Raw genomic sequence first — 23,316 nt, forward strand, 5'->3', positions numbered from 1 at the left:
GCACGCCGGCTCCCACATTTGAACGGCCTCGGGGTGCAGAACCGCGCCATCATGTGCTTGCCCCCAGGTGTCCCGATCCTGACCGGTTATGCAATACTCTGCGCCGTTTTGCGCCGGGAAGGCCGATCTAGACGCTTGGTGCTTGCACCGTCCAAGCGGTTTTTCTCGGGGCTTATCGCCAAATTTCCTTGTTTATTGAGTGAAAAGACCTGACGTTAGCTTTTTATACTGCACGCCCGCTGACCTGTGCGCGTGAGTCGCACCAGGCGGATTTGCCCATGAGGCGAGTTCGGTCCAGCCGGTGTATCAGCCCATCCGCGGATACGCCCAGGCTCGGTGGCTAAATCCAATAACAAAATGAGGTTGTATTCCTATGCCTGTCGGCAAACCACTGCCCCCTGGCGAGACCGCTCAAGGCGGCCCGCTCAAACGCGAACTCGGCGAACGGCATATCCGCCTGATGGCGCTCGGCGCGTGTATCGGTGTGGGGCTGTTCCTGGGATCGGCCAAGGCCATCGAAATGGCCGGCCCGGCGATCATGCTCTCCTACATCATTGGCGGCCTGGCGATCCTGGTAATCATGCGCGCCCTCGGAGAGATGGCCGTGCACAACCCGGTGGCCGGTTCGTTCAGCCGCTATGCGCAGGATTACCTCGGTCCATTGGCAGGCTTTCTCACCGGGTGGAACTACTGGTTCCTGTGGCTGGTGACCTGCGTCGCAGAAATTACCGCGGTGGCGGTGTACATGGGGGTCTGGTTCCCCGACACGCCACGCTGGATCTGGGCACTGGCGGCGCTGATCAGCATGGGCACCATCAACCTGATCGCGGTCAAGGCGTTCGGTGAGTTCGAGTTCTGGTTCGCGCTGATCAAGATCGTCACCATCATTGCAATGGTGATCGGTGGCGTCGGTATCATCGCCTTCGGTTTCGGCAATGACGGCGTGGCGTTGGGCATTTCCAACCTGTGGACCCATGGTGGCTTCATGCCCAATGGTGTGCAGGGCGTGTTGATGTCCCTGCAAATGGTGATGTTCGCCTACCTGGGCGTCGAGATGATCGGCCTTACCGCCGGTGAAGCGCGTAACCCGCAGAAGACCATTCCCAGCGCCATCGGCTCGGTGTTCTGGCGCATCCTGCTGTTCTACGTGGGCGCGCTGTTCGTGATCCTGTCGATCTACCCGTGGAATGAAATCGGCACCCAGGGCAGCCCGTTCGTGATGACCTTCGAGCGTCTGGGCATCAAGACTGCCGCGGGTATCATCAACTTCGTGGTGATCACCGCCGCGCTGTCGTCCTGCAACGGCGGCATCTTCAGCACCGGGCGTATGCTCTACAGCCTGGCGCAGAACGGCCAGGCGCCGGCGACGTTCGGCACCACCTCCAGTAACGGCGTGCCACGCAAGGCCTTGCTGTTGTCGATCTTTGCCTTGTTATTGGGCGTACTGCTCAACTACCTGGTGCCGGACCAGGTGTTCGTATGGGTGACCTCCATCGCCACCTTCGGCGCGATCTGGACCTGGCTGATGATCCTGCTGGCCCAGCTCAAATTCCGCAAAGGCCTGAGCCCGGCGGAGCAGGCGGGCCTCAAGTACCGCATGTGGCTGTACCCGGTCAGCTCCTACCTGGCGCTGGCGTTCCTGGTGCTGGTGGTGGGCCTGATGGCGTACTTCCCGGAGACCCGTGTGGCGCTGTATGTCGGGCCTGCGTTCCTGGTGCTGTTGACCGTGTTGTACTACGTATTCAAGTTGCAGCCCGCCGTCGCCAATAGCAGCGCGACCCGCTCCGTTTAAATGTGCGGGCTTGCCTGCGATAGCGGTGGTTCAGTTGCAGATTAATTGACTGACCCCTCGCCTTCGCGAGCAAGCCCGCTCCCACAGGGGATTGGTGCCGGACGCTGACTCCGTGGGCAATACCCAACCAATGTGGGAGCTGGCTTGCCTGCGAAAGCGGTGGTTCAGTTGCCACCCCCGTGTCCGGCGGCGTCGCTAACTATGTAGTCGCGACGACGGCGCGGCTGGCGTAGCGTTGGTCCAGGCGCTTGTTCAGGTCCAGCCATGCCGCCAATACGCCCATCAACACAGCCCCCGCCAAGGCCGTGCATAACTTGATCGCCAGGCTGTCGCCGGCCATGGCATTGAGCATGTCGGCCAGTGGCGCCAGCACCACGCCCAGGCAAAACACTTCCAGGGAGTAACGCCCCATCCTCGCCAATTGCAGGGCCAGCCACTGCTGCGTCCAGCCGACGTCGGGGAGCAATTTGGCGGTGACGTAGGCCAATGCCAGGAAGTGCAGCAGGCGCACCGGGGACAGGTCGGTCTTGCTGATGGGGTACAGCCATTCGCCAATTACGCGTGGCATCCAGGCGTCATGCACCTCGGGCCAGCGCCACGACAGGGTGATCACACAAGTCACCAACACGTAGAGCGCAGCGGCCACGAACAAGGGTTGGCGCAGCAACGGCCGCGCTTCGGCGCGGCTGGGTGAGCGCAACGCGGCTGCGCCGCCGAGGATGAACAAGCATTGCCAGGTGATGGGGTTGAAGTACCACACTCCGCCGTTGCTCGCGGGCAAATTCCAGCCCTGCCAGGGCGCCAGCAGGTACACCGCCACCGAGATCGCCACCATCACGTTGGGCACATACACCAGCAGTGGCAGGGTGAGCGGCAGGCTCAGAATCAGCACGATGTACAACGGCAACGGGTCGGTGAGGTTGGGCTTGAAGCGCAGCAGCAACTCATCCATCAAGGCCTGTTGGGTATCGCTGAGAAAATACCCCAGGCCCATTTCCTGCACCAGGTCGCGAGTCTCGATATGGCTGTTGGCGAAAATCACGATGCCCATCAACAGCGCCAACAGGAAAATATGCGCCACGTAGAGTGTCCACACCCGACGCAGGATTTTCAGGCAGGCGAAGAGATAGCCCTCGCGCTGCAGAATCTTGCCGTAGGCCAGCACGGCTGCGTAGCCGGCCAGGAACACGAAGATTTCCGCGGCGTCACTGAACCCGAAGTTCTGCACGGTGATGTTGGCGAGGGGGTTGTGAGGCACGTGATCCCAGAAAATGAAGATCAACGCCAGGCCCCGAAAAAAGTCGATGCGCGGGTCGCGTCCGTTCAGCATGGCAGCGGGCTCTTGAACAAGTTGTTTAATGACGATAGGTGAGCGCGGGCGTCGCCGCACGTCGGGCGGGCGGAGGTTGGCGGTATTTGTAAGCAATTGCAAAGGCTGGGTATTACTGAATGTCTCTAGAGATCAATGATCACCAGGGTGCCCTGGCTGCCGGCGAGCACACCGTGGGCAGTGCCGGCTTCCACCAGGTACATCTGGCCGGCGTCCACCCTGATGGCTTGATCACCGATACGCAGGTGCAAGTACCCACTGATCACCAACAACCCTTCGTTGTAGTCGTGGGTTTCTTCCTCGTACGTCTGTTCATCCATGCGCAGTACTTTGATCCGCGCCGGGCCAACCTGGCCCAGCCGTGTGGATGTCCAACTGTCGGGCAGTTGCGCGGCGATTACGGCGAAGTCCAGTAACGGCATGTGAATCTCCTTGTTTTCAACGATGCCGTCGGTGGTCCGGTTCAGCAGGCGGTGGGTCTTGTCAGAAAATGTCCATCAACAAGACCCGGCACGGCTTGGCTTGATGCTCATTGATCTGGGGCACCAACCGGGTGAAGTGCTCGGTCTGGCAGTGCGCATCCAGCGCCGCTTGATCTGGCCATTGCTCGATAAAAATGAAGTGCCCAGGGTCTTTTTGATCGATGAACAAATCGTAGGCGATGCACAGCGGTTCCTGGCGGGTTTTTTCCACCAGTTCAGCGTACCAAGGGCGCACGGTTTCCAAATGTTCGGGCTTGATAAAGTCTTCGGCGATGACTTTCAACATGCTAGGTGTCCTTTAGGCTGCAGCAATTTCATGCGGCTCAAAACTGTCCGCCCGCGCCATCTGCCACATCCGCGAATAAAACTCGCCGTTCACTTCCCCTGTGAGCAATTCCCCAGGCTTGAGGAATACATGCAACTGCGAAAACAGTTTGATCTCGGTCGCCGACATGCGTCGTACCAAGTGCTTGGCCGACAACTGCGACGGGTGATCGAGCCCGGCGGCGGCGAGCATTTCTGCCAAAGCGTGCAGCGTGTTGCGGTGGAAGTTGAACACGCGCTGGGCCTTGTCCGGCACCACCAGCGCGCGTTGGCGCAGCGGGTCTTGGGTGGCGACGCCAGTCGGGCATTTGTTGGTGTGGCATGACTGCGACTGAATGCAGCCAATGGCGAACATGAAACCACGCGCCGAGTTGGCCCAGTCGGCGCCGATGGCCAGGACGCTGGCGATGTCGAACGCGCTGACAATCTTGCCGCTGGCGCCGAGCTTGATCTTGTCGCGCAGGTTCAGGCCCACCAGGGTGTTATGCACGAACAGCAGGCCTTCGCGCAGCGGCACGCCGATATGGTCGGTGAATTCCACCGGCGCGGCACCGGTACCGCCTTCCTTGCCGTCCACCACGATAAAGTCCGGAAGGATGCCGGTTTCGAGCATGGCCTTGGCGATGCCCATGAATTCCCACGGATGGCCCAGGCAGAACTTGAAGCCCACAGGTTTGCCGCCGGACAGTTCGCGCAACTGAGCGATGAACTGCATCAGCTCGATCGGCGTGGAAAACGCGCTGTGACGCGACGGCGAGATGCAGTCTTCACCCATCATGATGCCGCGGGTGTCGGCGATTTCCTGGGTGACCTTGTGCTTGGGCAAAATCCCGCCATGGCCGGGCTTGGCGCCTTGGCTCATCTTGATTTCGATCATGCGCACTTGGGGGTTCTGAGCCTGCACGGCGAAGCGTTCGGGGTCGAAACGGCCGTCGCTGGTGCGGCAGCCAAAGTAGCCGCTGCCCAGTTCCCAGGTGAGGTCGCCGCCGTTTTCGCGATGGTAGGGGCTGATGCTGCCTTCGCCGGTGTCGTGGGCAAAGTTGCCGAGCTTGGCGCCGTGGTTGAGTGCCCGGATCGCGTTGGCGCTCAATGAGCCGAAGCTCATCGCCGAAATATTGAACACCGACGCCGAGTACGGCTGTGTGCACTGCGGGCCGCCGACCATCACGCGAAAACTGCTGGGGTCGCTCAGTGGCGCAGGGCGCATGGAGTGGCCGATAAATTCGAAGCCTGACTGGTACACGTCGATCAGGGTGCCGAAGGGTTTGTCTGCCGTTTCGTTCTTGGCGCGCGAATACACCAGCGAGCGCTGGGCGCGGGAGAAGGGCAGGGCGTCGCTGTCGGACTCCAGCAGGTACTGGCGGATTTCCGGGCGGATGGTTTCTACCAGATAACGGATATTGCCCAGGATCGGATAGTTGCGACGCACCGCATGGGGGCTTTGCAGCAGGTCGACAATGCCGATCAGGCTGAGTACACCGGTGACCAGCGTGATCGGCCACAGCCATTCATGTTCGATAAAGGGAAGGCTGGCGAGGGTGAAAATGACGCACACAGCAAAGAAGGCGTAGCGGCTTAACAAGGACAGGCTCATACGGTTTCCTTGGGTTCGGACTCTTCAGGTCGATTAACCATTCTGCACCTGTCGACAAAGCACGGACAAGGATTGATCGTCCAGTCAGCTATTTGAGCCTCTGCGTATTTGTACCGACAAAAAAACTATCAGCTTGATCAGGAACGTATTGCTGCCCCGTCACCATTCATTGAGTGTCTGGTTGTGACCGGGCGCTGTGAAGTAAGGACACTTTATCAAGAGGGAGTTTATAACGACCAAAACGAGTGACTTACCTATGACGACATCGATAGCGGTAGCGAATGTTTTTTCCAATGTCTGGAATTCTGCCCCCTCCAGCCACGATTGGAATAAAAGCCAGTTAACCGGCCCGCTACGGGAGCAAGTCGCCCAAGAACAAAAACGCATTGAAGGCAACGAAAAACCTGAGCAGGATGTGAGCCGAAAGCCGGAGATCGCCACAGGCCGCCCACCGGGTGATAACCGCACCGCCGAACAAATCATCAACGATAATCCGATCCTCAAAAAACTGGGTCATCAAAAAGATATCAATCGCTCATTGGCTTACAAACTTCTTGGGGATTGGACGAGCAACAACAAAGACCCGGACGCACGGGCTGATGCAGCCTTCAACGCTGCGCGGGTGCTCAACTATATCGATACGTCCTTATCGGCTGACGGAAAACACCGAGGCAAGGCCCACGGCAATGGCGACCTTGAAGGCATTACCCATAGCGGCGACGCTCGGCACGGTACACCTGCAGGCGTGTGGAAAGACTTTACGGAGCAGGGTTATTTAGCCTTGCGTGAGCATCACCGTCTGGATAGTACCAGCGACACCCATGTCAGGAAGGACGGCACCAACAAAGATAACGTGCAATGGGCTGCCGGCGAGGCTGGAAAGAGAACCCGGTTTATCCCTGGACTCAGCAACATTCTTCTAGGTATTGGCGATTCGGAACCGGGAGTGATCGGAGCTATCAAAGGGGCGAAGGCGGGTTTTGACAAAACTCGGGCTGATGGTTTCGATGAAGCGCTCGCCAGCGCTACGAGAGGAAATCTTGTCGGCGTCGTTAAAGGGTATATCAATGCCGTGAAGAACAACGAAGCCAAGCCGAATGAGGCCCAGTCAGCACTGGATAAGATCAGCAGTTAAGCCAGTTTGGTTTTTAATGGTTGGACGTCCCAGGAAACGGATTTCCAGAAGGCCCCATAGCTCCTCGCGCTCTACCTTTATTGCAAGAGGTTCTCGTTTGGATGCTCGGTGTTGTGTTACTGTATAACAAATCAACCGCACCCAGACGCCCCGGAGGCCTCATGAAAGCTGGTATCCACCCCGACTACCGCACCGTGCTGTTCCACGACACCGCCGCCGATGTGTTCTTCCTCATCGGTTCCACCGCCGACAGTGATCGCACCCAGAAACACAGCGACGGCAACACCTATCCCTACATCCCCCTGGACGTCTCCAGCGCCTCGCACCCGGTCTACACCGGCCAGCAGCGCAAGACCCAGGCCGAAGGCCGGATTGCCGGGTTCAACAAGCGTTTTGCATCGTTTGGGTCGAGCCCGAAAAAAGCTGACGCATGAGCATGATTCGGCGGCGTGCCTACGCCGCCGTCTGCCGAATCGGCAGTACTACCCGAAACTTCGTACCCTTGCCCACCTCACTGCTGACGCTGATATCGCCACGGTGTTTCTTGACGATCCCGTAAGACAACGACAAACCCAGCCCGGTACCTTCGCCCACAGGCTTGGTGGTGAAGAACGGGTCGAAAATCTTCTGCACGGTGTCGGGGGCAATCCCACAGCCGTTGTCTGCGACTTCCAGCCACACGTTCTCGCCGTCCACCCCGTTGCTGATGGTGATGGTGCCGCGCTCAGGGCCCATGGCTTGTGCGGCGTTGATCACCAGGTTCATCACCACCTGGTTGAGTTGCGAGGCCAGGCACTCGATTTCCGGCAGCGGCGTGTAGTGCTTGACCACATCGGCCTTGTACTTGAGTTCGCTGGCGACGATGTTCAGCGTCGAATCAATGCCTTGCTGCAGGTTGGCGAATTGCCAGGTCTGGTCGTTATCCACCCGTGAAAAGTTCTTCAGGTCCTTGACGATCTGCACCACACGGCCGATGCCGTCCTTGGATTCGCGGATCAGGATCGGAATGTCGTCCTTGAGAAAATCCAGGTCCAGCTCGTTGCGCAATGCCGTGAGCGGTTCGCGATGTTCTGGCGCCCCGATGTGCGCTTCGCTGCGCTGGTAGGCATCGAGCATCTGTTGCAGCTGCTTGAAGTAACTGTCGAGGGTGCTGAGGTTGGAGGAAATAAAGCCCACGGGGTTGTTGATCTCATGGGCGACGCCGGCCGCGAGTTGCCCCAGCGAGGCGAGTTTTTCCGACTGCACCAGTTGGCTTTCCAGGTGCTTGCGCTCTTCAATTTCCAGTTGCAGCGCTTGGGTGCGCTCTTCCACCAACCGCTCCAGCTGCGAGGTTTGCAGGGAAGCGCGGCGGGCCATGTCCCATTTGTTGGCCAGAGTGTTGGCCATTTGCTGGACTTCAATGTTGTCGAACGGCTTTTTCAGGATCAGCAGGCGGTCGTGGGCGTGCAGGCGAAACAACAGGTCATCCCAGGAATAGTCCGAGTAGGCGGTGCACACCACCACTTGCAGGTCGGGGGCGACTTTCCACAGTTCTTCAATGGTCTTGGCGCCGTCCCAGCCCTGGGGCATGCGCATGTCAACGAAGGCCAAGGCATAGGGGCGCTGCTGCGCCATGGCGCTGGTCAGCAAGCCCAGGCCTTCCTCGCCGCCATACGCGCCGTGCAGTTCGAATGCCTGGATTTGAGGTTTGGCGGTGTCGCCAAACAGTGCCGACTCCATCTCATCCAGCGCTTCGGTTGAGGCTTCGTCGGGCATCAGGATCTTGCGAAAATCCTCATGAATGGACGGTGTGTCATCGATCAGCAGGATGCGCCGGTTGGGAGGTTGGTTCATGAGCTGCTTCCGGCAAGGGTCAGGGGGATGGTCAAGGTGAAGACGGCGCCAAGGCCCGGCCCGTCGCTGTGGGCGCTGAGCTGGCCGTTCATTTCCACGGCGGCCAGGGCGCAGCTGTGCAGGCCGAAGCCGTGACCTTCCTTGCGGGTGGTAAAACCGTGGGTGAAGATACGTGCCATGTTCTCGGGCGGTATGCCTTCGCCATCGTCCTTCACACTGATCTTCAGGGTCTGGTCGCCTACCGATTCCACCGCCAGGGTGATTTGCCGTGGCCGCTCAGACAGTTTGTCCATGGCGTATTTGGCGTTGCTGATCAGGTTGACCATGATCAGCAATAACCTGTGCTTGTCCGCCAAGATCTCCGGCACCGGGGCGTACGCCTTCACAACAGTGACATGGTGACGGCTCAGCGCGCCGGCGTTCATGCGCAGGGCGTCGTCCATCAAGGCGCTGATATTGACCGGCTCCAGCAAGGTAGACGCACCCGCATAGGATTGCTGGGTCGAGACGATGTCCTTGATGTGGTCCACGCTTTTGCTCAACTGCACCAGCTCATCGCTCATGCCTTGCTGTTCGATGGCAATCGCTTCGACCAACTGGTTCAGATAGCCCGGCAGCAACTTGCCCTTTTCATCCTCGGTAAGGAAAGTGCCCAGGTCGCCTTGGTGAGCGTTGATCAGTTGCATGGCCTTGCCCAGGCCGAGTGCCTTGCTGCTGCGCAGCTTGCGGCTGACCAGGTCGGCAGAGATGTTCACACTGTTGAGCACGTTACCGACGTTGTGCAGCACGTTGGTGGCGATCTCCGCCATGCCGGCCTGGCGGGCGCTGTTCATCAGCTCGCTCTGGGCATCCTTGAGCTGTTGCGTGCGCCGCTCCACCCGTTGCTCCAGGGTTTCGTTGGCGGCCTGCAACGCGCGGTTGACGCGATTGATCTCGGCGAAGCTACGCAACAGGCGCACCGCCAGGTAGAGCAGCATTACCACCAGCAAGGTCGAGAAGATCAGCAGGTAGCGATGGTACTGATGATCGATGAGGTCAGTGGCCTGCTGGTCCTGATTGAGGTGAGTGGTCAGGTCATCGAGGTGTTCGGCCACCGGCACGGCGGCAATCCGCTCGAGCAGGCTGTTGACCAGTGGCTGTTCGCGCAGGATCAGCGAAATATGATTGCTGAGGATCTCCACCGGTGCCTGGAACTCGCTGGGCAGGCTCTGTTGGTTGATGGCCAGCTTGCCCAGGCCCACCAGGATATCGGCGGCACGTTCGTCGCTGGTGACTTGGGCGAACTCCAGGCTGCTGAGCAGCAGGTCGTAAGTGTCGGTGGCCACGCTTTGCAGTTGCAGGCGGCCTTCGTCGGTCATGCTGTTGAATTGGGCCTGGATGTCGTCTTCGGCCGTCGGCAAAAAAGCCAATGAGTTACGCAGCACTGCGTTGTGGGATTTGAACTGGTCGACGAGCCGGGCTTTTTCCTCGATGGCCGTCAGATACGCCGCATGGCTGGCTTGCCAACCGGGCAGGTCGGCAGCGCTGTGGTAGGTGTCGCGGCTTTCCAGTTCAGCGCCGATACGGGTCATTTCGGTCAGCGGTGTGACCAGTGGGTCGTAGTTGTGGGTGATCGCGATGCGGGCCTTGAGTACTTCGCTGTCCCACTGAGCATTGAGCTGCTGGAGTTGGCGGATCAAGTCGCGCGACTGGGTATAAGTGGCTGTCTGGTCGCGTGAAGACTTGAGGTACAAAAACACCAGGGTGGAGGCCAGGAACAGGGTGATGAGGCCTAGCAGGATTTGGCTGGTGCGTCGGCGTGACAAGGGTCTCATAACGGCTTGCCCGCCCATTCGCCGGTCAGGGTCTTGAGAAACTGGATAATCAGGTCCTTGTCTTCCTGGGACGGGTTGCGCCCCAACTGGTACTTGAACATCACGTCAACCGCCTCTTCAAGGGTCTTGGCCGAGGCGTCGTGGAAGTACGGCGCTGTGACGGCCACATTGCGCAGGCTGGGCACCTTGAACACATGGCGGTCTTCCTCATCCTGGGTCAGCAGGTAGCGCCCCAGGTCCGATTCCAGCGGGTTGCCGCGGGCCTTGAAGTAATCGCCCATCACGCCGAATTTCTGGAACATATTGCCGCCAATGTTCACGCCCTGGTGACAGGCAATGCAGCCGTAATCCTTGAAGCGTTGGTAGCCGTATTTTTCCTGGCGGGTCAGGATATCGGTGTTGCCCAGCAAGTATTGGTCAAACCGCGAATTGGGTGTCAGCAGTGTACGCTCGTAGGTGGCCAGGGCGTTTTGCACATTGGAAGCGGTGACGCCATCGGGATAGGCCTGTTTGAACGCGTTCTGGTAGGCGGGCAGGGCGGACAGGTTGCGCACCACGGTATTCCAGTCGCTGCCCATTTCCACCGGGCTGATCACCACCTGCTCGACCTGGGCCTGCAGCGTGTCCACCCGACCGTTCCAGAACTGTTTGAAGTTCAGGCTGGCGTTGAATACGGAAGGGGTATTGATCTGCACCGGTTTGCCGTCAAAGCCAATGGAGAATGGCTTGTTGTCGGCGCCGCCGCTGGTCAGTTGGTGACAGCTCGCGCAGGACAAGGTGTTGTTGACCGACAAGCGCGGCTCATTGAACAACTGGCGACCCAACTCAACCTTGGCCGGGTCCAGTACTGGAATCGCCGGCAAGGGCTTGAGCGCTTCGTCCAGCGGTGCGGCTGACAGCGATGCGGTGCTCAGGCATAACGCGAACATCAGGCCGGAACGGTGGTTTACGACATTGCTCAAGCGAGCACTCCTTGCAGGCCCAGGGCTATTTATTTTATTGATCCGGCATCAGTGTCGCGCTATCCGTTTGCAGCAGCTGCACAAAATCTTTCGAAGGCAGCGCCTTGCTGAACAGAAAGCCCTGGCCCTCCTCACACCGCTGGGCTTTGAGGAAATTCAATTGGTCGACGGTTTCCACACCTTCGGCAATGATGTTCAGCTCCAGGCTCTTGCCCATGCCGATGATAGCGCTGATCAGTTGTTCGTCCTGGCTATTGATGCGCAGGCCGCGCACGAAGGATTGGTCGATCTTCAGCACGTCGATGGGAAAGCGCCGCAGGTAGCTGAGGCTGGAGTAGCCGGTGCCGAAATCGTCCAGGGCCAGGCGGATGCCCATGGCCTTGATCTTTTGCAGGGTTTCCACGGTTTCGTCGACGTTCTGCATCAGCACGCTTTCGGTGATTTCCAGTTCCAGTTGGGTGGGCGGCAGGCCTGTTTCTTTCAGGATGGCGGCCAGGTTGTCGACGAAGTCCCGTTGGCGAAAGTCGATTGCCGAAATGTTCACCGACATGCGCAGGGGCGCCAGGCCCATCTCACGCCAGGCTTGGGCTTGTGCGCAGGCTTGGCGCAGTACCCACTGAGTCAGGCGCACGATCAGGCCGCTGTCTTCGGCGACCGGAATGAACTCCGCCGGGCTGACCCAACCCGACTGCGGTCGAAACCAGCGGGTCAGCGCTTCCGCACCGACGATGCGCCCGGACTCCAGCGCCAGCTTGGGTTGGTAATGCAGCACAAATTCATCGCGGTCCAGCGCCTGGCGGATCGCGCTTTCCAGGTTTTGCTGATGCTGGGCGCGCAGGTTCATGTCTTCGGTGTAAAAGCTGAAATCCCCCGGGCCGCGTTCTTTGCTGGTGCGCATCGCGGTTTCAGCGTGCTTGAGCAAACCCACGGCATTGTCGCTGTCATCGGGGTAAATACTGATGCCCAGGCTGGCGCTCACACTCAGGTCATGCCCCGCAACATGGCGAGTCGCGCTGACGGCATTGAGTACCTTTTGCGCAATGTGCTGGGTTTGCTGGGGATGCTGGATATCGTTAAGCAGCACCACGAACTCGTCAGAGCCATAACGGAACACCGAATCCGACGCCCGCACCGCCGCCACCAGGCTCAGGCTGACCTGTGCAAGCACCTCGTCGCCGGCCGGATAGCCCAGGGCGTTGTTGATGCGCTTGAAGCGGTCGAGCCCCAGAAACATCACCGCCAGTTGCGTGTCGTGCCTGCGGCCCAAGGCGATCGCCTGGGTCAGACGGTCGCCCAGCAACGTGCTGTTGGGTAACTCCGTCAGGGCGTCGTATTGCAATAAGTGCGAGACCTTGAGCAGCTCCTGCACGCGTTCCTCGATGGTGCGCTCCAGGCTGATCACTTTGAGGGCCGCGTCCTGGGCCAGTTGCCATTTCCAGGTCAGGGCGCTGGCCATCTGGCGGATTTCCAGGTGGTCGAAGGGCTTTTTCAGGATCAGCAGTTGGTCGTTGTATTTCAGGCGCGCCTCGATGGCCTCGAAGGAATAGTCGGAATAGGCCGTGCAGAGCGCGATTTGCAGGTTGGGGTCCGCCTCCCACAACTGTTCGATGGTGTGCAGGCCGTCCCAGCCTGGGGGCATGCGCATGTCGATAAACACCATGGCGTAGGGCGAGTGGGCGTCCAGGGCCTTCTTGACCAGCGCCAAGGCTTCCTGGCCCTGGTAGGCCGAATCCAGGTCAAACGCCTGGCGCGCCGGCGCGGTGGTGCCGAAGAGGGTGGACTCCAGGGTGTCGAGGGAGGGCTCGCCGTGCTCGTCGGCACAGAGGATCTTGCGAAAATCCTGGTGGATCGAAGCCGTGTCATCCACGATCAGGATGCGCCGGTTGGCCCGGCCCGATTCCGTCCTCATGGCGCACTCGGCACGTGCAAAAGGCTTGATGGCATGACAATTCCTTCCCTGGTTCTACAACTGAACGGGGCGCGAGCATGCAGTGCAGCATAGTTGAGTTCCCTTGATATCGACGGCCAGTTGGCGTCAAATCAATCGCGCTTTGTATTGCGCGGATTCAATTTAGCCTAACTTCGTTTAATTTGAAGGCAGAGTCGCCATGGATGAACAACTCGCTACGAAGTCCGCTGTTTTGCTGGTCGACGATGAAGAGTCGATCCTTAACAGCCTGCGCCGCCTGTTGCGCGGCCAGCCCTATGAGGTGGTATTGGCCACCAGCGGCGCCCAGGCGCTGGAGATCATGGCGACCCGGCCTATCGATCTGGTGATGAGCGATGCGCGCATGCCCGGCATGGACGGCGCCACGCTGCTGGCCGAGGTCCACCGCCTGTATCCCGCCACCAGCCGCATCCTGCTCACCGGCTACGCCGACCTCACCACCATCATCAAGGCGATCAACGACGGGCAGATCCACCGCTACATCAGCAAACCCTGGAACGACGAAGAGTTGCAACTGGTGTTGCAGCAAACCCTCGAGCACCAACGCCTTGAACGCCTGGCCCGAGACCAGACCGAACAGCTCAAGCTGCTCAACGCCACCCTGGAAAAACGCGTGGCGGCGCGTACCGCCGAGTTGCAACAAACCGCCGACATGCTCGACCTGGCCTACGATGAGCTCAAGCGCAGCTACGTGACCGGGACCGAAGTGTTTTCGCTGTTGGCCAACCTGCGCTTGCCCAAGGACAAACAGACCAACCGTGCGTTGATCGAGTTGATCCGGGTGTATTGCGCCGCCCAGTCCATGGACGAATCCAGCACCCGTGACCTGACCATGGCCGCCGCGTTGTACAACATCGGCAAGTTGAGCTGGACGGACAGCATGATGGTTGCACCGTCGGACAAACTGCACAGCACCGACCGCGGCTTGTACCGTGAGTATCCGGGGCAGAGCGAGTCGCTGCTGATGACCCTTGAGCCGATGAAGGACGCGGCGCGGATCATTCGTCATCACCAGGAACGTTGGGACGGCACGGGGTTTCCCGACCACCTCAAGGGCGATGCGATCCCGCCCGGTTCACGGCTGCTGAAGCTGGCGGTGGACTTTATCGAATTGCAGAAAGGCCTGATCCTGGAGCGGCACCTCAACAGCGACGAGGCGCTGCTGTATATCCGCAAGTACGCCGGGCGCCTGTATGACCCGGCGTTGGTGGAAGATTTCGTGCAAGCCTGCGCGACCTTCCTCAGCGATGTGACCCTGGGTGATCCGACGGTAAAAGTCCTCTCCACCCGTGAGCTGGAAGCCGGCATGGTGCTGGCGCGCAACCTCAATGCCGACAACGGCATGTTATTGCTCAATGCCGGCAAGGTGCTGAACCTGCCGCTGGTGGACAAGCTGATCGCGTTCGAGGCGATGGAGGGCGCCAAGTACAGTGTGTTTATCAGGGCGCCGGACGAGGTGCCGCCCCTCCTGTAGTTATACGCCCCAGGCTACGTGCTTGCTGGCGTGGTAATCAAAGATACCCCTGATGATGTAGACATCTTTGCCACCTTCTTTGCCGTTTTGTTCAATTGCCACGCGCCAAAGACCACGGCCTGTGCCGGGCTGCACCTGAGGGAGATCGACGTAGGTGAAGTTGCCTATTCGCTTGCGGCTGAGGCGACCGGCTTGGATATCCTGGGTGATCTCCTCAAGTTTGGCGGTGGCGGGGGTGGGCAGGAGTTTTTTCTGGGTTTGCGCCAGTTCATCCAGCTTCACGATGTTGATGTGCGGATCGCGAGTGGGCACGACTTCCGGCCCGACAGGCAGCGCCGGCGCTGGCCTTTCAACTCTATGGGTTTGAACGCGGGGGACTTCAAACTCCAGAGGCGTTGCAAACTTGGGCAGGGCTTTTTCGAATGCTGTGACATCTCTACTGTCTACCATCGCTACGCCAGTATCTGCCCCATGCTGGCCTCGGGATAGGGCGATATAGGGAATACCGGATTTTTTGAAATCCTCTGAAAAGGAGGTGACTTGAAGCTTGGCGAGTTTGGCCTTGAAGGTCTCCGTCATGAAGGCATCCAGGGTGCTTTTTGTCTCAGGCAGCAATAAGAATCGACGTATCGCTTCCTGGCGTGTAATTCCGAGATCTGAGGCGAGTTGATTAATATGTACGAGGTGTTCGGGCTTGTATGCAAACACTTTCAGTGCAGCATCCCGCCAAGTATAAAGTTCATATTTTGCTGCGAATTTATCCATCGCATGCTGGTGTTTGTGGGTGATGGCGTACCCGACAAATTGTGCGCCAGTATCGGGGTCGGCAACGGCAATCGATGTTCTGATTTGTTTGTCGAGGTTCTCGTTTTTGCCAATGAGCCTTTTGACTTTTTTAAACAGTTCTTCCTTGTCCCGCGCAGACAGGGGTTGCGCAAAATGTTGTGTCGACAGGTGTATATGTTCAACCGTGGCCAGTTCGAGCCGCAGGTTTAACAGGGAACTACGTAACCTCTCTTGATTGGCTCGGCTCAAGCTTTTCGAGTTCGACATCCAGCGGCGAAATTCAGCTTCATCCAGGGTGCCAAGCTGTTGTCGGGCGCGAGTGATCAAATCGAGCTTCAGGGAAGCGTCGGTTTGTTCTATGACGCGCACGAAATCCCGCATTTCCCCTTCTGTTGCAAAAAGCCGCATCGCCGCGATCAGGTCCGCATCCACTTGCTGTTCAGGGGTGAGAGGACGCAGGGCACCCAGAACGGAACCTCCGCCCACAGCGTTTCGTTCGAAACGGGGCTTCCAGCTCTTTGCGTCTCCCGGTACGACCATAAAGTCCACGTGGTGACCTGCCGGGTCTTTTACATAGCGTGCGCCGTCTTCTACATAGGACTGATACAGGTGATAGCGGCCTGTTGGGTCGCGCATCGCGATGAACTGGTTATTGTGTTTATCAAAAAAACACGGTGCGCGGCCCGACTGGCGCGACAGTCTGTATCGGTGGGTGTTGGCAAACTCCACTACGTCAAAGAACGGCTCTATTTGCTCAGGCAACCGATACGGCATCACATTGACCCAGGCGGGTTCCAACGGGCGGAGGGAGGCACCCGTCAGTACAATGGCGGTGCTCCTGTCCGTACCGACTTTACTGGCCAGCCCCGGAATGCGCCGCCCCAGCTGCTTGGCCACGCCTAATCCGCGGTTGATAGCTCGGCGCAAAAACGACAGGGCGGTTTTGCCGGGTATCAACCCGAGCAGAAAATCGGCGGTTTCCACCCCGAACATAAAGGCGTTTACTGCCGATTCGCGGAAAATTTGCGCATTGCTCCGTGAACGGTAGTCGGCGTGCGCGAGTTGAAAACCCAGTTGCGCCGAATACAGGTATGCGTGGAAATTGCCGGTTATCGGCGTCAAGGTATAGCGGTACACACTGCGCGTATCGTTGAAGATCCGTGTGATCTCTTTCGTATCCTTAGTGGCCATCTGGGAAGTGAAATAGGCCTGCCATTCCGGTTTTGCTTTCAGCGTGTCCAGCTCCACCAGCCCCTTGGTCAGCTCCCGGAAGGCAACGCCATCTGGTGCATCCGGGGTATACAGCACACTGACCCCGTCAGGCTTGGTGCCTTTTCGATGAATGACCAGGACACGATGCATGACCTGCCCGCCTTGGCCCCTCTCTTGCGCGGCGCCCAATACCAGCAGGTTGACCTCTATCTCGAATTCGCTGACTCGGGGGCGGGTGGTTGAATCAGGGTGTTCAGTGACAGCTTTTATCCAGTCAAACCCACTGCCTGGCGTCTGGAACGTAAACAGTTTGGCTGCGTCAGGGTTGAGACGGTTCTCAAGCGCGTCCTTATTCATTTTTGCCGCGTTGGCGCGCTGCCAGACTGTAGCGAAGCTGCTTGTCCCGCTGCTCAGCGAGAAGGTTGACCGCAGATACGTATCGTATTTTTGGCCAATGTCAGCTTCTGTTGCGAGTGCGCGCAAATCATCGTTGCCAAGTTTTCCGTGAGGGTTGCCGGCTGTGTCAATAATGTTGGCGGTGGCACTGATCGTTCTATGTATGCCATGCACCGACCATGGGTCGACATTACGTTGGGTATAACTTCCCAGTGTGCGCAGATCCACCACGGTTTGGGTACGCCAGGTGCCCCACGTCAGTTTTTTGCCTGGCAGGCACTGCGGGATATTGATCTTGCGGTCTTCGCTGATGTAGACAATGGTGGCTTCCTCGTTACGATACCCGGTCATCTCGGCCGACCGGGAGGACGTTGTGACGCGCAGATGAACCAGGCTTCTATAAGGGTCAATATCAACGTTGGCATACACAGGTTTCTGTTTTTTCAGCACCTTGTCGGTCTCCTGTTGGGAGAACGCCTCCAGTGTCAAGATTCTCTCAAGATGAGGTGTGAGTTCCTCATTGCTGTCGATCAGTTCTTGTTCCAGTTGCCTGTACCGAGCCTGGTCTTGCTCGCCGGAGGTTTTCAACCATGCGGGTTCGGCCGTCAACAGGCGTAGATTGCGCACCATAAAAGCATTAGCGACATCCCACTGTGGCGTCAGGTCTGCGGCCAGGTCGAGCTCGCCTGTGGAGGGCAACGTCTCCCTGCGCAAGGCTTCGCGAACGGAGAAATGTTGCCTGACTCGCAATGCGCGGACACTGTCAGCAATCACGTCAGCGTCTATCTGGGACGGGGCCGTCGTCAGTACGGGCAAGCCGCTCAGCGCGGCACGAGCGGCTGTCGGCAGGCTTGCGATCAACAGCTTGCCTGGCGCTGCGCCGTCTTGTATGCGGGCTGCGACGGTGTCATTCAAACGCGCCAGGTTTTCAAACTCCTCAAACTCCTCGCTTGGGCTATAGAGCATCACTTTGCCCGTCAGAGGCGTCGTGCCCGTGGGGATCAGAATGAATGCGCCGGCGAATTCACTGCCATTCTCCAGGGCCAGTCGGTACACCGTGGGCCTGTTGTCGACGGTAAACACCTGTTCACGTGCCGCAGCACTTGGGTACTTGAGCACGTTCTGCGCCAGCGTCCGTGCATGCGCCGACAACGTGCCGTCCACCGAGCGCAATGCCAGTTGATGGGCTAGCACTTGTCGTCGCAGTGCGACCAATTGCTCCTCCGTGTTGGGTTGGGAGGGCTCGCCAGCCCCCCAGAATGTATTCAGGCTCAACGTGATGGCTATTTCCAGCCTGGCGGCCAGGGTTGTCGTCGAGGCATTGGCAGAGAGGATTTTATCGGTGTCTAGGGTGTTGCATTCGCGGTAGAAGGCGCCGCTCTCCTGGGTCAGATAAGACTCTGCGCCAGGCGCGCGTAAGGTGGCCAGCAGCGAGCCCAGTGGTTCGCAGGACAGCAGGTGCTTTTGTCCTTCCTGGTCTTCGCGATAGCGGCTATAAAAAATCTGGTTGGGATTGATGGGCAGATGTGCATCGGGAAACATCTCGGCCAATTGCTGCTGGTACACGCGGCCGACACTCGGCTGTCGCCTTACCAGTTCAGAGGTCTGTGCATTGAGTTTGTCGAGTTCACGGGTGAGGTAAGCCAGTTGTTCTTCGGCAGAAAGTGAAGCCGGCGGCACGACCGCAAGCGTCATCGGTTGCACGGTAGGGGTTGACGTGCTGTCGGCCGGCAGCGGTTGTGGTTCGTCAGTGGATGATTCTTTGAGGGTGGGCAATGAATTGTGCATGAGTAAACTCTTATAAAAGAGCGCGGCGCACCGAGGTGCAGCGAGCCCTGCTGAATATGAGTTTGCGTGTTTAGGGTGGCCGAAACTGGACCCTGTGGTGTATGTATGTCGGAAAAAATCGCCCTGCACTCGCGAGTTGCGTGTGCAGAATGCGCGTGGGATCCTTGGCCGCTTTTCAATCCCAGAGAGGGCCTTCCATGTCCAAGACTATCCGCATTGCAGCCGCGCTGTTGGTCCGTGGCGACGGTCAAACCCTGCTTGTGCGCAAGCGCGATACCCTGGCTTTCATGCAACCGGGCGGCAAAATCGACGCCGGCGAGCAACCTGCCGAGGCGCTCGTCCGTGAGTTGCACGAGGAGCTGAACCTGCGCGTTGATCCGAGCCAAGCCGTCTATCTTGGCCAGTTCTCGGCACCCGCGGCCAACGAACCGGGTTTTACCGTAGAGGCGGAGTTGTTCAAGGTGCAGGTCGACGTCGCCGTCACCCCTGCAGCAGAGATTGAAGAGGTGTGCTGGATCAATCCCATGGGCGAAGGTGACTTGCATCTGGCGCCATTGACGCGCGATTTGATCCTGCCGTTCTATCGTGATTCGCTGGCTACCGCATGATGATTCGCCCGCTGGACGCCGACGATGCGCAAGCCTATCGGGCATTGATGCTCGAGGCCTATGGCGCGTATCCGCAAGCGTTCACGTCCAGTGTCGCGGAGCGCGCCTCGATGCCATTGAGCTGGTGGGAAAAGCGTCTCGACAGCCCGCTGGATTGCCTGTTGGGCGGCTTTGATGGGGCGCGACTGGCCGGCATCGTCGGCCTGGCCTACGAGCCTCGCGAAAAGGCGCGGCACAAGGTGACCTTGTTCGGCATGTACGTGACCGAGGCTTATCAACAGCAAGGGCTGGGGCGGCAGCTGGTGCAAGCCGCACTGGAAGAAGCCCGCCGCCACCCGCGCCTCAAACTGATCCAGCTGACCGTCACCGCCGGCAATGACGCGGCCTTTGCGCTCTACCAGCGCTGCGGTTTCATTCAGTACGGCCTGGAGCCACTGGCCGTGCGGGTAGGCGTCGAATACTTCGACAAGATCCACATGTGGCGCGAGCTACATTGATCGTTCCAACGCTCTGCGTGGGCACGCATCCCGTGACGCTCCGCGTCACCACGTGGACGCAGAGCGTCCTTGGCGGCATTCCCACGCAGAGCGTGGGAACGATCGGCACTCGCCCGCACACTCAGAGCCCGCTCAACGCACCGCGCTTACGCCATCCAAGGTGGAAAACGAGGTGTCCTTGGCCGTCAGCAAGAAGTCGCGCATATAAGGTGCATCCAGCATGTCGGCACGAATGCCCGCATACAAGGTGGCGAACAAACCCTTCTCACCCAACCGCTTGGCCTTCACATACCCGCGTGAGCTGTATTCATGCAGCGCCCAGTGGGGCATACCGCACACCCCACGGCCGCTGGCCACCAGTTGCATCATCATCACGGTCAGCTCCGAAGTCCGCACCTGGGTCGGTTCAACGTCGGCCGGTTCCAGGAAGCGGGTGAAGATGTCCAGGCGGTCACGTTCCACCGGGTAGGTGATCAGGGTTTCTGTCAGCAGGTCTTCCGGCACGATGTAGGACTTGTTCGCCAACGCGTGCTGGTTGGCCACCGCCAGCATGGCTTCGTAGGTGAACAGCGGCACGTAGGTGATACCCGGCAGTTCCAGCGGGTCGGAGGTCACCACCAGGTCCAGGTCGCCACGGGCCAGGGCCGGCAGCGGCGCGAAGGCAAAGCCCGAGGCCAGGTCCAGCTCGACTTCCGGCCAGGCATCGCGGAACTGGTCGATGGTCGGCATCAGCCACTGGAAACAACTGTGGCATTCGATCGCCATGTGCAAGCGCCCGGCGGTGCCCCCGGCCAGCCGCGCAATATCGCGCTCGGCACCGCGCAACAACGGCAGGGTGGCGTCGGCCAATTGCAGCAGGCGCAGGCCGGCGCTGGTGAAGCGCACCGGTTTGGTCTTGCGCACGAACAGCGGCATGCCCAGGCGCTCTTCCAGTTCTTTGAACTGATGGGAGAGGGCGGACTGGGTCAGGTGCAGGCGTTCGGCGGCTTCCACCAGGCTGTCGGCTTCGCGCAAGGCGTGCAGGGTTTTCAAGTGACGGATTTCGAGCACAGGCGCTCCATGAAGAAAATTTGCGACGAATACGGAATGCTTGATTTTGTCTCATGTTGTGGGGCGTGTCGACCATGACCACTGGGCGCTCTTCATCAAACTGTCATCGAACTGTGGCAGCGCGCTTGAACAAACTTCATCAGACTCGCGCTCTACTGGGGTTCTGCGTTTTGGTGTTTTTCATGCGTGCGTTGTTTTTAGTGGCCGCTCTACTGTTCGGCCTGCCGTCTTTTGCGGCGTCTCGATGTGATGTCAATGTCCCGACCCAAACGGTCGACCTGGCTCAGGTGAGCATCGCCTATCAAAGTATCGGCCGTGCGTCCGACCCTGCGTTGCTGCTGGTGATGGGCCTGGGCGGGCAGTTGATTCACTGGCCGGACGAAGTGGTGGTGGCCCTGTGCGAACAAGGCTTTCGGGTGATTCGCTACGACAACCGCGACGTCGGCCTGTCCACCTGGCGGCAGGCGCCGGCGAGCGCCAACCTGACCTTCGAAGTGCTGCGCTACAAGCTCGGCTTGCCGGTGGCTGCGCCTTATACGTTGACCGACATGGCCGACGACGCCCTGGGCTTGATGGACGCGCTGCAGGTGCAGCAATTTCACGTACTCGGCGCGAGCATGGGCGGCATGATCGCTCAACACCTGGCGGCCATGGCGCCACAGCGGGTGGAAAGCCTGACCCTGATCATGACCAGCTCCGGCGCCGAGGGCTTGCCCGCGCCGAACGCGGCGCTGGTGCAATTGCTCTCGCGGCGCAGCGCGCCCAATCGTGAGGTGGCGCTGGAGCAACAGGCGGATTTGCTCGCGGCGTTGGGCAGCCCGGATATCAAGGACGATCGCCAGGCGTTGCTGCACCAGGCGGCGCTGTCCTATGACCGCGCCTTCAACCCCGAAGGCGTGAAGCGCCAGATCATGGCAATCCTGGCCGAGCCAAGCCGTGTGCCCTTGCTCAACCAACTGCGCGTGCCTGCGTTGGTCGTCCACGGCACCGCCGACCCTTTGCTGCCGGTGATGCACGGCGTGCACCTGGCCGCGCATATCCAGGGCAGCCAGTTGAAATTGATTCCCGGCCTGGCCCACCGTTTTCAGGAAGCGTTCAAGGCGCCCTTGCTGGCGGCGGTGTTGCCCTACCTGCAAGCCCATCGCCAGGATGCCGCGCACTGGGCGCAGATCGATTTGAGCGAGCCTTCGAAGGTGCTGTGAAGGTGGTGTATCGTGCAACCTTTATGTATGCGCATGACTGCACGCGAGGTTGCCCACCATGAGTACTCCCCTGAAAATCGATTTCGTCAGCGACGTATCCTGCCCCTGGTGCATCATCGGCCTGCGCGGCCTGACCGAAGCCCTCGACCAGCTCGGCAGCGAAGTGCAGGCCGAGATTCATTTCCAGCCGTTCGAACTGAACCCGAACATGCCCGCCATCGGTCAGAACATCGTCGAGCACATCACTGAAAAATACGGCTCCACGGCTGAAGAGTCCCAGGCTAATCGTGCGCGTATCCGCGACATGGGCGCCGCACTGGGCTTTGCGTTCCGCACCGACGGCCAGAGCCGTATCTACAACACCTTCGACGCGCACCGCCTGTTGCATTGGGCCGGGTTGGAAGGTTTGCAATACAACCTCAAGGAAGCGCTGTTCAAGGCGTATTTCAGCGATGGCCAGGACCTTTCCGACCACGCGACGCTGGCGATCATCGCCGAGAGCGTAGGGCTGGACATTGCGCGCGCCGCCGAGATTCTTGCCAGCGATGAATACGCCGCCGAAGTCCGCGAGCAGGAACAGCTGTGGGTTTCTCGTGGAGTGAGTTCGGTGCCGACCATTGTCTTCAATGACCAATATGCGGTGAGCGGTGGGCAACCGGCGGAAGCCTTCGTCGGCGCGATTCGCCAGATCATCAACGAATCGAAATCCTGAGGCCGAGCACGCAGCAAAATGTGGGAGCTGGCTGTCAGTTGCAAATGAGTTGGCTGAAACACCGCCATCGCAGCATAGGTATCTACACAGCTTTGGTGTGACGCTGGACCTGTGGCGAGGGAGCTTGCTCCCGTGACGGACTGACAGCCGGCGCTGATCTAACTGACACACCACGATCCAAATGTGGGAGCTGGCTTGCCTGCGAAGACGGCCTACCAGCCAACGCCTATCTACCTGGCACCCCGCGATCAAACTGTGGGAGCGGGCTTGCTCGCGAAGGCGGCCTGGCAGGCGACACAGTTGGACCGTGTACATATCCATTGCTGCGGTAACGGCCACTTAGGGTTCCGCTCTGACAGCGGCTCACTTTTGAAAAG

The 23,316-nt window shown here is 59.3% G+C and carries 18 protein-coding genes; 8 read left to right on the forward strand and 10 right to left on the reverse strand.

Translation table 11 applies throughout. The features are described from left to right. Positions 1–373 precede the first annotated feature (373 nt). Positions 374–1,792 (forward strand): amino acid permease, encoded by a 1,419-nt coding sequence (locus tag JFT58_RS06735; RefSeq protein WP_054897689.1) that lies wholly within the window; start codon positions 374–376, stop codon positions 1,790–1,792. A gap of 199 nt (positions 1,793–1,991) precedes the next feature. Here the strand turns inward: JFT58_RS06735 and JFT58_RS06740 are convergent, their stop codons facing one another. The 4 genes from JFT58_RS06740 to JFT58_RS06755 all read right to left on the reverse strand — a co-directional run bounded on the left by JFT58_RS06740 (position 1,992) and on the right by JFT58_RS06755 (position 5,522). After that, positions 1,992–3,122, reverse strand: coding sequence for an OpgC family protein (locus JFT58_RS06740; RefSeq protein WP_054897690.1), 1,131 nt, complete (start codon positions 3,120–3,122; stop codon positions 1,992–1,994). Between the two features lie 125 nt (positions 3,123–3,247). After that, on the reverse strand, positions 3,248–3,544 hold the full coding sequence (locus JFT58_RS06745) for a cupin domain-containing protein (protein WP_054897691.1): 297 nt from the start codon (positions 3,542–3,544) through the stop codon (positions 3,248–3,250). A gap of 61 nt (positions 3,545–3,605) precedes the next feature. Continuing rightward, positions 3,606–3,890 carry a putative quinol monooxygenase gene (locus JFT58_RS06750; protein WP_054897692.1) on the reverse strand — a complete coding sequence of 95 codons (285 nt, stop codon included), beginning with the start codon at positions 3,888–3,890 and terminating at the stop codon, positions 3,606–3,608. Positions 3,891–3,902: 12 nt separating this feature from the next. Continuing rightward, a complete protein-coding gene (locus tag JFT58_RS06755) occupies positions 3,903–5,522 on the reverse strand; it encodes an FMN-binding glutamate synthase family protein (protein WP_054897693.1) in 1,620 nt (539 codons plus the stop codon). Positions 5,523–5,778: 256 nt separating this feature from the next. Between JFT58_RS06755 and JFT58_RS06760 the strand changes: the two genes are divergently transcribed. Together JFT58_RS06760 and JFT58_RS06765 are read left to right on the forward strand one after the other, a co-directional pair. Continuing rightward, positions 5,779–6,657, forward strand: coding sequence for a hypothetical protein (locus tag JFT58_RS06760; protein ID WP_054897694.1), 879 nt, complete (start codon positions 5,779–5,781; stop codon positions 6,655–6,657). 161 nt (positions 6,658–6,818) lie between these two features. Continuing rightward, complete coding sequence (locus JFT58_RS06765; RefSeq protein ID WP_034126440.1) at positions 6,819–7,091, forward strand: type B 50S ribosomal protein L31; 273 nt, start codon at positions 6,819–6,821, stop codon at positions 7,089–7,091. A gap of 19 nt (positions 7,092–7,110) precedes the next feature. Here JFT58_RS06765 and JFT58_RS06770 read toward each other — a convergent pair whose 3' ends face one another. The 4 genes from JFT58_RS06770 to JFT58_RS06785 all read right to left on the reverse strand — a co-directional run bounded on the left by JFT58_RS06770 (position 7,111) and on the right by JFT58_RS06785 (position 13,175). Continuing rightward, on the reverse strand, positions 7,111–8,490 hold the full coding sequence (locus JFT58_RS06770) for an ATP-binding protein (protein ID WP_054897695.1): 1,380 nt from the start codon (positions 8,488–8,490) through the stop codon (positions 7,111–7,113). After that, positions 8,487–10,304: a DAHL domain-containing protein gene (locus JFT58_RS06775; protein WP_054897696.1), complete on the reverse strand. Its 1,818-nt coding sequence runs from the start codon at positions 10,302–10,304 to the stop codon at positions 8,487–8,489. Before JFT58_RS06775 ends, JFT58_RS06770 begins: the two co-directional genes overlap by 4 nt. Beyond that, positions 10,301–11,233, reverse strand: a complete 933-nt coding sequence (locus tag JFT58_RS06780) for a cytochrome-c peroxidase (protein ID WP_371264145.1) — start codon at positions 11,231–11,233, stop codon at positions 10,301–10,303. Before JFT58_RS06780 ends, JFT58_RS06775 begins: the two co-directional genes overlap by 4 nt. A gap of 67 nt (positions 11,234–11,300) precedes the next feature. Then, positions 11,301–13,175 carry a putative bifunctional diguanylate cyclase/phosphodiesterase gene (locus JFT58_RS06785; RefSeq protein ID WP_054897698.1) on the reverse strand — a complete coding sequence of 625 codons (1,875 nt, stop codon included), beginning with the start codon at positions 13,173–13,175 and terminating at the stop codon, positions 11,301–11,303. Between the two features lie 199 nt (positions 13,176–13,374). Here JFT58_RS06785 and JFT58_RS06790 point away from each other — a divergent pair, with 199 nt between their 5' ends. Further along, entirely contained in the window at positions 13,375–14,688 is a 1,314-nt protein-coding gene (locus JFT58_RS06790; protein ID WP_054897699.1) for an HD domain-containing phosphohydrolase, read from the forward strand. On the opposite strand, the gene JFT58_RS06795 is transcribed toward JFT58_RS06790, so the two are convergent. Beyond that, entirely contained in the window at positions 14,689–18,870 is a 4,182-nt protein-coding gene (locus JFT58_RS06795; protein WP_054897700.1) for a hypothetical protein, read from the reverse strand. 197 nt (positions 18,871–19,067) lie between these two features. Between JFT58_RS06795 and JFT58_RS06800 the strand changes: the two genes are divergently transcribed. Then, positions 19,068–19,478, forward strand: coding sequence for an NUDIX hydrolase (locus tag JFT58_RS06800; RefSeq protein ID WP_054897701.1), 411 nt, complete (start codon positions 19,068–19,070; stop codon positions 19,476–19,478). After that, entirely contained in the window at positions 19,475–19,975 is a 501-nt protein-coding gene (locus tag JFT58_RS06805; RefSeq protein WP_054897702.1) for a GNAT family N-acetyltransferase, read from the forward strand. Before JFT58_RS06800 ends, JFT58_RS06805 begins: the two co-directional genes overlap by 4 nt. Positions 19,976–20,107: 132 nt before the next feature. Here JFT58_RS06805 and metR read toward each other — a convergent pair whose 3' ends face one another. Beyond that, positions 20,108–21,025 carry a transcriptional regulator MetR gene (gene metR, locus JFT58_RS06810; RefSeq protein ID WP_054897703.1) on the reverse strand — a complete coding sequence of 306 codons (918 nt, stop codon included), beginning with the start codon at positions 21,023–21,025 and terminating at the stop codon, positions 20,108–20,110. Positions 21,026–21,207: 182 nt separating this feature from the next. Here metR and JFT58_RS06815 point away from each other — a divergent pair, with 182 nt between their 5' ends. Beyond that, a complete protein-coding gene (locus tag JFT58_RS06815) occupies positions 21,208–22,227 on the forward strand; it encodes an alpha/beta fold hydrolase (protein WP_034126527.1) in 1,020 nt (339 codons plus the stop codon). Between the two features lie 58 nt (positions 22,228–22,285). Further along, positions 22,286–22,939, forward strand: coding sequence for a DsbA family oxidoreductase (locus tag JFT58_RS06820; RefSeq protein ID WP_054897704.1), 654 nt, complete (start codon positions 22,286–22,288; stop codon positions 22,937–22,939). Positions 22,940–23,316: the final 377 nt, after the last annotated feature.

Origin of the sequence: Pseudomonas sp. MF6767, from assembly GCF_016405475.1 — a bacterium.
Lineage (GTDB): Bacteria > Pseudomonadota > Gammaproteobacteria > Pseudomonadales > Pseudomonadaceae > Aquipseudomonas > Aquipseudomonas paracarnis.